A 12,224-nucleotide genomic window follows, 5' to 3' on the forward strand; every position below is an offset into this window, starting at 1 on the left:
TTTCGTCCGGATACAACACCGGTATCCGGACGAAACCGCGCCTTGCCGGATCGCCGCCCGGACTCCGCCTCGGCTCGACCGCCCTTATGAAACAGGCCCTAGCCGGCGGATTCGGTCGACTGGCGCTCGGCGGTGATCCGGAGGAGTCCTTCGATGCCGCGGAGGAAGGTCTCGGAAACCAACGCGGGGTCGAAGAGGCATCCGGCTGCCATGGCACCGTCGCGGAGCATGACGAAGTGACGCGCGGCGGACTCTGCCGTCTCCTCCTGGACCTGCGCCATCAGCGTGGTGAGCGTGTCCAGGAACCATTGCCGGTGGGCGATGATCTCCTGACGTACGGGATGTTCCGTGTCTGGATACTCCGCCGCGGCGTTCAGAAACGCGCATCCACGGAACCCCGGGGACTGGATGCTCTCGGCGATCGAGTTGGCGATGGCCAGGAGTGGGGCGACCGGTCGTGCGTCGGCGGTGATGACCGTGTCGACCCCGCCGCGATCCATCTCATGGATCTCACGCAGGTAGGCGAGGATGAGATCGTCCTTGCTGGGGAAGTGCCGGTAGAAGGTGGCCCGGGTCACCTTCGCCTCGGCGATGATCCGATCTACGCCGACGGAATGGATGCCCTCCGAGTAGAAGATCCTGGTTGCCGTGGCAAGGAGCCGTTGGCGCGCCTCGGAGGGCCGGGCACCGGATGCGGTGGGCGTCATGTCGCCATGGTAGCGGATAGAACGTTCGGTCTAAGGGTCTCGACAGCGCTAGCCAGCGGTGGGTAGCGCAGGGTCGGGGGAGTGGATAGAACGTTCGGTCTTGACGATATTGGTGGAGCGTGTCATGCTCGACAAGACAGAACGATCGGTCTCCCTAGCCCCTCCGCTGAAAGGGTCACCCGTGACCACCATTGCTGCTTCGCCCGGTATTTCCCAGACGGCCTCCGCGCTGCGGCGGCTCTACTTCGTCCGCTTCGCGTTCGCCATCGTGTGGGCCCTCGTGACGATCGCCACCGCCAAGGAGATCGGTCCGCTCGCGGTGACGCTTTTCGTGATCTACCCGCTGTTCGACGTGGGCGCCGCCATCTACGACCTCCGTTCGTCGCGGACCACCGGCTCGCCGACCCTGCTGTACGTGAACATCGCGGTCAGCCTGATCACGGCCGTCGGTCTGGGTGTCGCAGGCGCGTCCGGTATCCCCGCCGTTCTGCGGGTGTGGGGCGCCTGGGCGATCGTCGCCGGTCTGGTCCAGTTGATCGTCGGTGTCACCCGTCGCAAGATGGGCGGCCAGTGGCCGATGATCATCAGCGGCGGCATCTCGGTCCTGGCTGGTGGGTCCTTCATCGCCGGCGCCGCCGCGGACAACCCGGCGCTGACCAACGCCGCCGGCTACGCCATTCCCGGCGCCATCTTCTTCCTCATCGCGGCCATCCGCCTCGGCCGCGCCGCGAAGGGCAACTGACATGACCACCATCGAGTACGACGTCATTGTGATCGGCGCCGGTCCGGTCGGGGAGAACGTGGCCGATCGGGTCGTCCGGGGCGGGCTGACCGCCGCGATCGTCGAGCGGGAGTTGGTCGGGGGTGAGTGCTCGTACTGGGCCTGCATGCCGACCAAGGCGTTGCTGCGCAGCGCGTCCGCCTTGCGCGCGGCTCGCCAACTGCCGGGGGCGCGGGAGGCGGTGACGGGAGACCTGGACGCGGCTGCGGTGCTGGGCCGGCGGGACTCCTTCGCGTCGCATTGGCAGGACGACGGTCAGGTGTCCTGGCTGGCGTCGGCGGGCATCGCGCTGCACCGCGGTCAGGGGCGGATCAGTACCGCCCGCGTTGTCGAGGTGACCGGCGTCGACGGTGTCACGACGACGCTGACCGCGCGGCACGCCGTGGTCGTCGCAACGGGCAGCAGCGCCCTGTTGCCGGATATCCCGGGGCTGCGCGAGGCGACGCCGTGGTCCAGCCGCGAGGCCGCTTCGGCCAGTTCGGTTCCCCGTCGGCTCGCCATCATCGGTGGTGGCGTCGTGGCCGCCGAAATGGCGACCGCGTTCGCCGCCCTGGGGTCCGCGGTGACGGTGCTGGTCCGCGACGGTGTGTTGCCGTCGGCGGAGCCGTTCGCCGGTGAACTGGTCACCGAGTCGTTGCGCGAGGCCGGCGTGTCCGTACACCTCGGCGCGGAGGCCGTCGCCGTCAACCGCGACGACAGCGGAGTCGTCCACCTCAAGACCGCGTCCGGCGAGCGGATCGAAGCTGACGAGGTGCTGGTGGCGGTCGGTCGTACGCCGAACACCCAGGACATCGGCCTCGACCGGGTCGGGCTGGCGCCGGGCGCCTGGCTGGCGGTCGACGACACCTTGCGTGTCGTCGGCGGCGGCGAGTGGCTCTATGCGGCGGGCGATGTGAACCGGCGGGTGCTGCTGACCCATCAGGGCAAGTACCAGGCGCGGGCGGTGGGCGACGTGATCGTGGCCCGGGCAAAGGGTGCGAAGGTCGAGGACGGCCGGTGGGGCCGGCACGTGGCGACGGCTGACGAGCGGGCGGTGCCGCAGGTGGTCTTCACCGATCCGGAGATCGCGTCGGTGGGCTTGACCGCGGCTGCGGCCGAGGCAGCTGGGCTGCGGATCCGGGTCGTGGACTACGACCTTGGGGCGGTCGCCGGAGCTTCCCTGCACGCCGATGGCTACCGGGGACACGCCCGGATGGTCGTCGACGAGGACCGCAAGGTGATCGTCGGCCTCACCCTCGCCGGCCCGGACGTCGCGGAACTGATCCACGCCGCGACCATCGCCATCGTCGGCGAGGTCCCGTTGGACCGACTGTGGCACGCGGTTCCGGCCTACCCGACCGTCAGTGAGGTGTGGCTGCGGCTGTTGGAGACCTACGGCCGCTGAATTCGGGTCCGCGGCGTTAGTTGTGTCCGAAATAGAACAATCATTCCTTCCACTTTGAGGAGAGCCCCGTGCCGACCAAGATCACAATCATCATCGACAACCCGGCGAGCCCCGACGACTTCGAGCGGGCCTACGCGGACGTGAAGGCTGCCGCAGCGAAGTTCCCGAAGCTGCGGCGACTCGAGTCTGCGAAGGTGTGGCCGAAGGAGGATGGCACCGCTACCCCCGCGTACCGGACGCTCGACCTCTACTTCGACAGCTACGACGACGCCTCCGCGGCGGTCGCGACAACCGTTGCCGCTGATGTTTTCGGCACCCTCGCGGGGACGCAGGTCCCGTTCAAGGGCCTGTTCTCGGACATCGAACAGGCTTGACGATCAGCGCTTCCCGGGCGTAGGCGGAAAGGACGCCTGCGCCCGGTTCGTGCGCTGCGGCGGCCTCGGGACCGCTTCCACCGCAGCCGACGAAAGACCTGGTCGACCTCGAGCTTCGGGCGGCGATATTTCAGGGTTGGAGCGTGCGCAGCATCAGTGCGAGATAGCGCTGGGAAGCCGTGGCGGCGTCGGGCCCAGCGGCCAGGACGACGCCGTGGTGGGCCGCGATCAGCAGCCGGAAATCGGCGACGGTCAGGTCGGCGCGGACGGTGCCCATCGCCTGTGCCTGCTGCAGCAGCCGGGCGATGACCCGTTCGGTCTCCTGCCGCTCGTGGTCGAGCCCGCGTCCGGTGACCACCGCCTCGACGTAGGCCCTGGTGAAGCCTCTGTCCTGTAACTGGTACGCGCAAAGCGTGCGAATCAGTTCCCGCAGCGCACGCGCCGGGTCCGGGTCGCTGAGGGCTTCGGCGTGCATGGCCGCGCAATCGTTCCACTGATCGCCGTAAGCGTCGGTGATGAGACGGTCCCGGGTGGGAAAGCGCCGGTAGACGGTGGCGACGGACACACCGGCGCTGCGAGCGATCCGAGCCACCGTGACGTCCTCGCCCTTCTCGGCGAAGGCGCGCCGTGCCGCGGCCAGGATTCGGCGTCGCTTCTCCTCGGCGTCCCAGCGCATCAAACGAGCGTACGCGTGGACGTTTCTCCGCATGAAGAAGTGCAACAACCGTACGCCGCGATACCTCAGTCCGTTGCCGAGCCTACGACGAGGGTCGGACCGTGGTAGCTGCTTCGATACGCGACACGAAGGGGAGATCATGGAAACGATGGAGGGCACGACAAGCCTCGTCACCGGCGCGAGCCGGGGCATCGGCCGCGCGATTGCCAAGCGGCTCGCCGCGGCTGGGTCACTGGTGGTGGTGCACTACGGCACGAGCGAGTCGGCCGCGCAAGAGACCGTCGCGCAGATCACCGAGGCGGGTGACGCCGCGTTCGCGGTCGGCGCGCAGCTCGGCGTGGCGGGTGATGCCGATCGGCTCTGGGCTGGCGTGGAGGCCGGGTTGGCCGAACGCGGCGCGCCGCGCGGCATCGATGTGCTGGTGAACAACGCGGCGATCGGCGGGGCCACGCCGACGCTTTCCACCGCACGGCCGGGTGACTTCGACGAGTTGTTCGCGATCAACGTGAAAGCGCCGTTCTTCGTGATCCAGCGGGGCCTGAACCTGCTCCGCGACGGTGGTCGGATCGTCAATGTCTCGTCCGTCGCCACCCGGGTCGCGATACCCGGCACTCTCGCGTATGCCATGACGAAGGGCGCGATCAACACGCTCAGCGTCACGCTGGCACAGGAACTGGGCCCTCGGGGTATCACGGTGAACGCGGTGATGCCCGGGACCACCGCCACCGAGAACAACGTGGCCTGGTTCGCCGCCCAACCGGCGCTACGCGAGGTCGTCACCGGGCTCTCGGCCCTGCGTCGGGTCGGAGAGCCGGCGGATATCGCGGACGTGGTCGCCTTCCTTGCTTCTCCAGCCGCGCGATGGGTGACCGGCCAGGTGATCGACGCCTCCGGTGGGACGCATCTCGGTCTCTCCGTCGACCAGGGGCCGCCGGAGTAGCCGCGACCGGGTTTGCGTTGTGGTCCCTGCGGCGCTCAGCGGGCCCGTATCCCGTTCAGCACGACATCGAGGTAGTGGCGGCCGGCGGCGGCTTGCTGTTGCGTGTCGGTGGCTGGGTGCATCCTGGCCGAGAAGGCGACTCCACACATCAGTGGCGTCATGTCGGCGAGCGTGATGCCGGGCGCCAGCAGCCCTGCGGCCCTGACCCGTACGAACAGCGTGTTGAACAGCGAGGACAACTGATCGAGCAGGTCCGCGGTGCCCGGCAGGGTGGTCGTGGGCGTGGACAGGACCGAGGACAGGGCGGCGTCGAGTAGTTGCGCGTCCACGACCCTGACCAGGAGATCACGGAAGGCCGTCCAGGGGTCGTCCTGCTGCGCGGCCCGTTCGGCGGCCTGGATCAACGTCTCAAGTCCGTCCACCGACACCGCCTCGATCAGCGCCTGAGGCGTCGGGAAGTGCCGGTATACCGTGGCGACGCCTACGCCGGCCGCGCGGGCCACCTCGTTCAGCTGAATCGGGGTGCCGTCCGCGACCAGTTTCCGGCCAATCTCGATGATCCGCTGGCGGTTGCGTACTGCGTCCTTACGGGGCGGCGAGGCGGTCACTCCTCCAGCATAAGCGGATAGCAGCTCCACTTGCCCCCACCTGGAGCCGTGGCCCCCAATGGGCGGCTCAGGCCGGCGAAACGGATGGCCCATCCGGTTCGTGCTACGGTTGGCAAACGGATGGTCCATCCGTTTCACCGATCGCTCGGCTCTGGAGAGAACATGCGGATCCTCATCACCGGCGGCACCGGCTACCTGGGCTCGGTGCTCGTCGAACACTTCGTCGCGGCAGGCCACGACGTGGTAGCGCTGACCCGGTCCCCGGAATCAGCAGCCAAGGCGGCAGCGGCGGGTGCGTTTCCTCTGCTCGGCAACCTGACCGACACCGCGCTCCTTGAGCAGGCTTCCGCGGAAGCCGATGCGGTGGTGCACACCGCAGTCGACTACTTCGGTGGCGAGGACGCGATCAGGGCAGAGGCCGCTGCCGTGGCGGCGCTGACCCGTGGGGCGGGCAGGGCAGGCACCGGCAAGCCGTTCCTCTACACCAGCACGAACCTGGTCTACGGGCTCGACCCCGACCATTCCCGCGACGAGGACGCGGAACTGCCGGAGCCGGGCCCGCAGCCCTTCAAGCTCGTCGGCGAGCGACTGGTGCGCGAGGCGGCGGGCCTGACCGGCCTCATCATCCGCGCGGGTCTGGTCTACGGTCGGGGCGGCTCCCTGCTGTTGACCAGTCTGATCGACGCCGCGACCCGCTCGGGCGCGGCCACCTACATCGACGCCGGCGACAACGAGTGGACCCCGGTGCACGTGGACGATCTCGCCCGCCTGTACCTGACGGCCCTGGAGCGCCCGGTAGCGGGCATCTACAACGCGGCCGGACCGCAACAGTTCAGCTTCCGCGAACTTGCCGAGGCGATCGCGGACCTGACCGGAGCCACCGCGACCTCGATCACCGCCGAACAGGCGGAGAGCGCCATGGGGCCGATGGCCGCGTTGCTCCGATCCTCGGCGCGCATCACCTCCGACAGAGCGCGCACCACGTTCGGCTGGAGCACCAGCGGTCCCGCCCTCCCGGAGGACGTACGCTCCGGCTCCTATCAGGTCGCGAACAGGTGAGCCCCAGCCTGGTCAGCCGAGGTGTCGTCGGTGGCGGGGGAGTCGGGCAGCGGGAGCATGGCCAGGGGCACGTGGTGCTGCCCGGCGTGGATGTCCCGGTCGCGCAGGCTGCCCTGCGCCACCGGGCGCGGGAACGAAATCTTGACGACGTTCAGCGCCGGTATCCGGAAGATGCGGATGGTGTCGGCCGGTACGCCGTAGAGGCGGGCGACCAGCGGCGCGTCCAGGAAGCCCGGGTCGGCTACCAGGGCGTACCCGGCAGTGTCGCGCATGAACAGTTCCATCGTCACCCAGAACGGGCCGGCGTTCTTCGACCGGACCTCCAGCGCGAGGTCGGCGACGGTGCGGGGGTGGGCGTTATCGGACAACACTGTCCTCCGGGAGGTGGATGCGGAAGAGGCTGGTGGGCGAGTCCACGTCGACGACGTGGTGGAGGACGAACTCGTACGCCGCCCCGCGCTCGGTCTCGGCGGGGGAGTAGGGGAACGCGAGGCTGGGCAGGTAGTCCATGTCGGGCGTGGGCAGGTGCAGCATGAGCGGATTGGCGATCTTCGCGACGGCGGTGGCCGTCTGCTGATCCGCGGCGCGGACCAGGAGCATCACGCCGACCTCGCGGGGTGTCCGGGTGTCCGGGTCCTTCGCCTCCAGTACGGCGTCGTAGCCGTACAGGCGGATGTCGAAGGCGTAGTCGTCGGCGCTGAGCCCGAGCGTCTGGGCGACCCGATCCGTGGTGACCCGCCGCAGCAGCTGCGCCCAGGTGGTGATCTGGCGGAGGATGTGCGGGTCGCGGATGGCGGTGAACGACATCGTCTCGTAGCCGGTGATCCGGGCCCCCTCAAGCTTGTTCGTGTACGGGGCCGGCTCGAACCGGGAGCCCTCCACCCGTACCCGCCGCTCGTCCAGGGCCCGGTAGGTGGCGTCGGCGACCATCAGCGTGCCGGCCGGTTCCCGCATCGAGAACGGGTCGGCGGTCTCGTAGAGCATGTGCGCGGCGACCGAGGTGGGCGTGCAGGCGACGGCCGGGTCCAGCGGCTCGATGATGAAGCCGGTGGCGTCGATGGTGGCGAAGACCCCGCTGGAGCGCGGGTTCGTGGTGCACTGCGCGCCACACTCGATGATCTTGGCGGCGTGCCAGGTCGGGCCGGCCGGCATGCCGGCCATCAGCGGGAAGGCGGCGGCCACGGCGGTGTCGGTGGCGCGCCCGGCCAGTACCACGTCGGCCCCGCCCGACAGCGCCTCAGCGATCGGCTCATGGCCCATCATCGCCACGATGTGCTGGCAGCTGTCCAACGTCGCCGGATCGAGGTCGCCGGCCGGCGGGAGCGGGTGGATCCGGCCCCGGTCAAGATGGTCCTTGAGGTCGGTGGCCCGCTGCTCGCTGTAGATGGTGGCGACCCGCAGGTCCAGCCCTTCCTCGGCCAGGATGCCGCGGGCGATCCCGGCGACCCAGTCCACGCCGGAGTCGGTGCCGCTGGTACCGCACGAGCCGACGATCAGCGGGATACGCGCTTTCGCCGCCGCCCGGAGCAGCAGGCGCAGGTCGCGGGCCACGGCCGCCGCGGTGGTCTTGGCCGTGCCGGTGCCCAGATAGTACGGGCCGGAGTCGGTCGACCCTCCATCCACGGCGATGACGTCGGCACCGAGTTCCAGCCCACGGTCGACGATCTCGGGCGGGAATCCCGAGCCGAGCATGCCGGAGGGCACGAGAATGCGTACGCGGTCGGGGGTCACGCTTTCCTCATTTCGCGGGTACGAGCCGGTCATCCGACGGTGGCGGCCACGGCGCGGCCGGCCTGGCGGCCGGAGAAGAGACAGCCGCCCAGGAAGGTGCCTTCCAGCGCGCGGTAGCCGTGCATGCCGCCGCCGCCAAACCCACTGGCCTCGCCGGCGGCGTAGAGCCCGGGTACCGGCTGACCGGCACCGTCCAGCACCCGACCATCGAGGTCGGTGTGCAGGCCGCCCAGGGTCTTGCGGGTGAGCACATGCAGGCGTACGGCGATCAGCGGCCCGGCCTTCGGGTCGAGGAGTCGGTGCGGCGCCGCCGTCCGCATGAGCCGGTCGCCCCGGTAGTTTCGGAAGTTACGGATGGCGGCGATCTGCATGTCCTTGGTGAAGCTGTTGGCCAGCTCCCGGTCGCGCGCCTCGATCGTGCGCTGGATGTCGAGCGGGTCCAGCAGTGGCTCGTCGGTGAGCGCGTTCATGCCCTTCACCAGCTCGTCCAGCCGGTTGGCCACGACGAAGTCGGCCCCCCGCTGCTTGAATGCCTCCACCGGCGCCGGCGCGCCGGCACGGAGGCGGCCGAGTACCTGTTTGACGCTGCGACCGGTCAGGTCCGGGTTCTGTTCGGAGCCGGAGAGCGCGAACTCCTTCTCGATGATCTTCTGGGTGAGAATGAACCAGCTGTGGTCGTGGCCGGTGGTGCGCAGGTGGGCGAGCGTGCCGAGGGTGTCGAATCCGGGGTAGAGCGGCACCGGCAGCCGTCGTCCGCGCGCATCGAGCCAGACAGAGGACGGCCCGGGCAGGATCCGGATGCCGTGCTTGTCCCAGATCGGGTTCCAGTTCTGGATGCCCTCGACGTAGTGCCACATCCGATCCGGGTTGATCACGGCGCCGCCAGCGTCCTGCGTGATGGTCAGCATGCGGCCGTCCACGTGGGCGGGCACGCCGCTGATCAGGTGGGTGGGCGGCGTACCGAGCCGTGCCGGCCAGTTGCGGCGGACCAGGTCGTGGTTGCCGCCGATACCACCGGAGGTGACGATGACGGCCTGCGCGGTGTAGGCGAAGTCGCCGATCTCCTCCCGCGAGCTGGCGCTGCCGCGGACGGCCTCGCTGGGCTCCAGGACCCGGCCCGTGGCACCGACCACCGCGCCGTCGCTGACGGTCAGCGCGTCGACCCGGTGCCGGAAGGCGAACCGGACGAGGCCGCGGCCGGCCGCCTCCCGCACGATCGCGATGAAGGGTTCGAGCAGGCCCGGTCCGGTACCCCAGGTGACGTGGAAGCGGGGCACCGAGTTGCCGTGTCCGGTGGCGTCGTAGCCCCCGCGTTCGGCCCAGCCGACGATGGGGAACATCTTGACGCCGAGGCCCCGCAGCCACGCGCGTTTCTCGCCGGCGGCGAAGTCGACGTACGCCTCGGCCCAGCGCCGTGGCCAGGCGTCCTCGGGGCGGTCGAAACCGGCGCTGCCCTGCCAGTCCTGCCAGGCGAGTTCGGTCGAGTCGCGGATGCCCATCCGGCGCTGCTCGGGCGAATCGACCAGGAACAGCCCGCCGAACGACCAGAACGCCTGGCCGCCGAGGCTCTGCTCGGGCTCCTGGTCCAGCAGCAGGACGGATCGGCCAGCGGCGACGAGTTCGGCGGTGGCCACCAGTCCGGCGAGGCCCGCGCCGATCACCATCACGTCCGCGTCCGCTGTTGTGGTGGTCATGCCGGCTCCTTCGGTTCGGTGAGCGAGTGGGCCGGCCGGCCGTCGAGGGCGGCGACGAGTTCCTTGGCGCCCTCCATCCCCGCGGCCAGCCGGGCCTCGGCAGTCTGCCCGGCCATATGCGAGAAGACAGTGATGCCGGCCACGCCGCGCAGGATGCTGTCGGCGGGCAGCGGCTCCACGTCCACCACGTCGAGGGCTGCGCCCGCCAGCCGGCCGGACCGGACCGCCTCGACCAGGGCGACCTCGTCGACGAGTGGCCCGCGGGCGGTGTTGATCAGGTGCGCGCCCGGCTTCATCCGGGCCAACGCCGCGCTGTCGATGAGGTGGCGCGTGAGCGGGGTCAGTGCGGTGTGGACCGACACGAAGTCGGCGGCGCGCAGCAACTCGTTGAGCGTGACCCGGGTGACCGGCGCGGGAAGGCTGCCGGTGCACAGCACTGTCATGCCGAAGACGGCGGCCAGCGGCGCCACCCGCTGGGCCACCGCGCCCCGCCCGATCAGGCCGAGCGTCTTGCCGCGCAGCTCGTGGCCGTCGGCGCGGGGCCAGCCGCCGGCGGCCACCCCCGCGGCCATCGGCACCAGGCACCGGGCCTGGGCGAGCAGCAACCCCAGGGTGTACTCGGCCACCGCGTTGGCGTTGATCCCGGGCAGATTGCTCACGCTGATCCCGAGCCGGCCGGCGGCGGCCACGTCGACGGAGTCGTACCCGACTCCGGTACGCACGACGGCGCGCAGGTCCGATGCCTGGCGCAGCACCTCCGCGGTCATCGGCTCGTTGGCGATCAGCGCCCCCTCGACGCCGGCCAGGGCCGCGATCAGCTGCTCCGGCCGGCGTGGTCCCCGCATGGGGTCGTGCCGGGTCGTGAAGCCGAGCCCGGTCAGGTAGGTGTCCACCTCGTCACCGGGGGCGAGGTAGTCAGTGGTGATGAGGATGGTCGACATCATTCGCTTCCCGTGAGGGTGCCGGCCCGGTTGGCCCGGTGCACACGCTGCAGGCGTTCGAGACGTACGACGACGAGCATGGCGAGTAGGGCGAGCACCGCGATGTAGAGCAGCATCCCGTCCCAGCCGACCAGGTCGATCACGCCGCCGATCAGGGCGGGGCCGCCGAAGCCGCCCAGGTACCAGGTGACCGCGTACAGGCCGGTGTAGGCGCCGAACACCCGGCTGGACGGCGCCAGGTTCCACAGCGCCACCGCCGCGTTGATCGTGAAGGCGGCGGCGCCGGCCGAGGCCACGCAGAACGCGACGACCGTACCGGTGGCGGTCTGCACGATGGCGCCCGCCGCCAGCGCGACGGCGAAGACGGTGATGCCCACGGCGATGATCCGCAGCCGGCCGAAGCGCTCGGCCAACAGTGCGGCCGGATAGGCGGCAGCCACGTAGACGATGCCGCTGGGCAGGGTGAGCCCGCCCGCGTCGCCGCGGCTCAGACCCAGCGCCTCCATGCCGTACGGGGTGATCAGCGACCGGGAGGCGAACCATGCCCCGCCGAAGAGCAGGACGGTCAGCAGCAGCAGGAGCCGGCGGCGATCCTGGTCGGTGAACAGGCCGGAGACGATCTGCCGCAGCGGTTGGCTGACCGCGGCGGGGCCGGCGGAGGCCTCCTCGGCCACCGCGGCCTGGTAGGCCGCCGACTGGCTGTCGCGCACCTTGGCCAGCAGCACGAACGTGGCGGCCAGCATGATCACCGACGGGATGACGAAGGCTGCCCTTGGATGCTCGTCCACCACGAGCAGGCTGATCAGCGACGCGACGATGATGGTCAGCGCGGTCGCGATCTTCACGACGGCGTTCGCCCGGCTTCGCCGTTGTGGGGGCAGGAAGTCCGGCACCAACGACTCCGCCAGCGGTCGTGTGGTGTTGGCGATCAGGGCGTAGCAGAACATCACCACGACCAGGGTCGCCAGCGACGTGGTCCACGGCAGCAGGACGAAGACCAGCGCGGCCAGGGGCATGCCCACCGCGAGGTACGGGATCCGCCGTCCCCACCGGGTCCGGGTGTTGTCGGACCGGTTGCCGATCCAGGGCTGGATGAAGATTCCCAGCAGGTTGTCCATCCCCATCAGCGCGCCCACGAGCGCCGCGCTCGTCACGTGCTCGCGCAGCAGCACGGGCACCTGATTGTCATAGAAGTTCCAGGTTGATTCCTGAGCGAAGAGTGCGAGGGCTATGAAGAACGTGATCCGCCGGTTGGACACACGTCCACCTCCTTGTGTCCCAGGTCACGTTAAATTGCTGTAGCAAACTCGTCAACAGTTGCAAACGAAC

13 protein-coding genes are annotated in these 12,224 nt (G+C 69.8%); 5 read left to right on the forward strand and 8 right to left on the reverse strand.

The window, feature by feature from the left end; translation table 11 throughout:
- Positions 1-98: 98 nt before the first annotated feature.
- A complete protein-coding gene (locus tag AB0I89_RS12815) occupies positions 99-707 on the reverse strand; it encodes a TetR/AcrR family transcriptional regulator (RefSeq protein WP_357124728.1) in 609 nt (202 codons plus the stop codon).
- A 181-nt stretch (positions 708-888) separates the two neighbouring features.
- Here AB0I89_RS12815 and AB0I89_RS12820 point away from each other — a divergent pair, with 181 nt between their 5' ends.
- From AB0I89_RS12820 to AB0I89_RS12830, 3 genes are all read left to right on the forward strand, one after another.
- Entirely contained in the window at positions 889-1,449 is a 561-nt protein-coding gene (locus AB0I89_RS12820) for a hypothetical protein (protein ID WP_357124731.1), read from the forward strand.
- A gap of 1 nt (position 1,450) precedes the next feature.
- Positions 1,451-2,872, forward strand: a complete 1,422-nt coding sequence (locus tag AB0I89_RS12825) for an NAD(P)/FAD-dependent oxidoreductase (protein WP_357124735.1) — start codon at positions 1,451-1,453, stop codon at positions 2,870-2,872.
- 68 nt (positions 2,873-2,940) lie between these two features.
- Positions 2,941-3,246 (forward strand): hypothetical protein, encoded by a 306-nt coding sequence (locus tag AB0I89_RS12830; protein WP_357124738.1) that lies wholly within the window; start codon positions 2,941-2,943, stop codon positions 3,244-3,246.
- A gap of 130 nt (positions 3,247-3,376) precedes the next feature.
- Here AB0I89_RS12830 and AB0I89_RS12835 read toward each other — a convergent pair whose 3' ends face one another.
- The gene (locus tag AB0I89_RS12835; protein WP_357124741.1) at positions 3,377-3,922 is read right to left on the reverse strand and encodes a TetR/AcrR family transcriptional regulator; all 546 of its coding nucleotides are present in this window, start codon (positions 3,920-3,922) and stop codon (positions 3,377-3,379) included.
- A gap of 139 nt (positions 3,923-4,061) precedes the next feature.
- On the opposite strand from AB0I89_RS12835, the gene AB0I89_RS12840 reads away from it, so the two are divergent.
- The gene (locus AB0I89_RS12840; RefSeq protein ID WP_357124745.1) at positions 4,062-4,862 is read left to right on the forward strand and encodes an SDR family oxidoreductase; all 801 of its coding nucleotides are present in this window, start codon (positions 4,062-4,064) and stop codon (positions 4,860-4,862) included.
- 35 nt (positions 4,863-4,897) lie between these two features.
- On the opposite strand, the gene AB0I89_RS12845 is transcribed toward AB0I89_RS12840, so the two are convergent.
- On the reverse strand, positions 4,898-5,470 hold the full coding sequence (locus AB0I89_RS12845; RefSeq protein ID WP_357124748.1) for a TetR/AcrR family transcriptional regulator: 573 nt from the start codon (positions 5,468-5,470) through the stop codon (positions 4,898-4,900).
- Positions 5,471-5,518: 48 nt separating this feature from the next.
- On the opposite strand from AB0I89_RS12845, the gene AB0I89_RS12850 reads away from it, so the two are divergent.
- On the forward strand, positions 5,519-6,529 hold the full coding sequence (locus AB0I89_RS12850) for an NAD-dependent epimerase/dehydratase family protein (RefSeq protein ID WP_357124751.1): 1,011 nt from the start codon (positions 5,519-5,521) through the stop codon (positions 6,527-6,529).
- Here the strand turns inward: AB0I89_RS12850 and AB0I89_RS12855 are convergent.
- The 5 genes from AB0I89_RS12855 to AB0I89_RS12875 are packed head-to-tail and all read right to left on the reverse strand — an operon-like array spanning position 6,511 to position 12,154.
- Positions 6,511-6,897 carry a DUF4387 domain-containing protein gene (locus AB0I89_RS12855; RefSeq protein ID WP_357124754.1) on the reverse strand — a complete coding sequence of 129 codons (387 nt, stop codon included), beginning with the start codon at positions 6,895-6,897 and terminating at the stop codon, positions 6,511-6,513. The genes AB0I89_RS12850 and AB0I89_RS12855 overlap by 19 nt on opposite strands.
- A complete protein-coding gene (locus AB0I89_RS12860) occupies positions 6,887-8,260 on the reverse strand; it encodes an acyclic terpene utilization AtuA family protein (RefSeq protein ID WP_357124757.1) in 1,374 nt (457 codons plus the stop codon). Before AB0I89_RS12860 ends, AB0I89_RS12855 begins: the two co-directional genes overlap by 11 nt.
- Positions 8,261-8,289: 29 nt before the next feature.
- A complete protein-coding gene (locus AB0I89_RS12865; RefSeq protein ID WP_357124761.1) occupies positions 8,290-9,954 on the reverse strand; it encodes an FAD-binding dehydrogenase in 1,665 nt (554 codons plus the stop codon).
- A complete protein-coding gene (locus AB0I89_RS12870) occupies positions 9,951-10,895 on the reverse strand; it encodes an NAD(P)-dependent oxidoreductase (protein WP_357124764.1) in 945 nt (314 codons plus the stop codon). The genes AB0I89_RS12865 and AB0I89_RS12870 overlap by 4 nt, the downstream gene beginning before the upstream one ends.
- Entirely contained in the window at positions 10,895-12,154 is a 1,260-nt protein-coding gene (locus AB0I89_RS12875; RefSeq protein WP_357124767.1) for an MFS transporter, read from the reverse strand. The genes AB0I89_RS12870 and AB0I89_RS12875 overlap by 1 nt, the downstream gene beginning before the upstream one ends.
- Positions 12,155-12,224 lie beyond the last annotated feature (70 nt).

The organism is Micromonospora sp. NPDC049801, from assembly GCF_040656575.1.
Taxonomy (GTDB): domain Bacteria; phylum Actinomycetota; class Actinomycetes; order Mycobacteriales; family Micromonosporaceae; genus Micromonospora.

Bases quoted from the DNA above. Each gene is read 5' to 3' on its own strand.
- AB0I89_RS12815 (WP_357124728.1), bottom strand. From the start codon at position 707: ATGACGCCCACCGCATCCGGTGCCCGGCCCTCCGAGGCGCGCCAACGG.
- AB0I89_RS12825 (WP_357124735.1), top strand. From the start codon at position 1,451: ATGACCACCATCGAGTACGACGTCATTGTGATCGGCGCCGGTCCGGTC.
- AB0I89_RS12870 (WP_357124764.1), bottom strand. From the start codon at position 10,895: ATGTCGACCATCCTCATCACCACTGACTACCTCGCCCCCGGTGACGAG.
- AB0I89_RS12840 (WP_357124745.1), top strand. From the start codon at position 4,062: ATGGAAACGATGGAGGGCACGACAAGCCTCGTCACCGGCGCGAGCCGG.
- AB0I89_RS12835 (WP_357124741.1), bottom strand. From the start codon at position 3,922: ATGCGCTGGGACGCCGAGGAGAAGCGACGCCGAATCCTGGCCGCGGCA.
- AB0I89_RS12865 (WP_357124761.1), bottom strand. From the start codon at position 9,954: ATGACCACCACAACAGCGGACGCGGACGTGATGGTGATCGGCGCGGGC.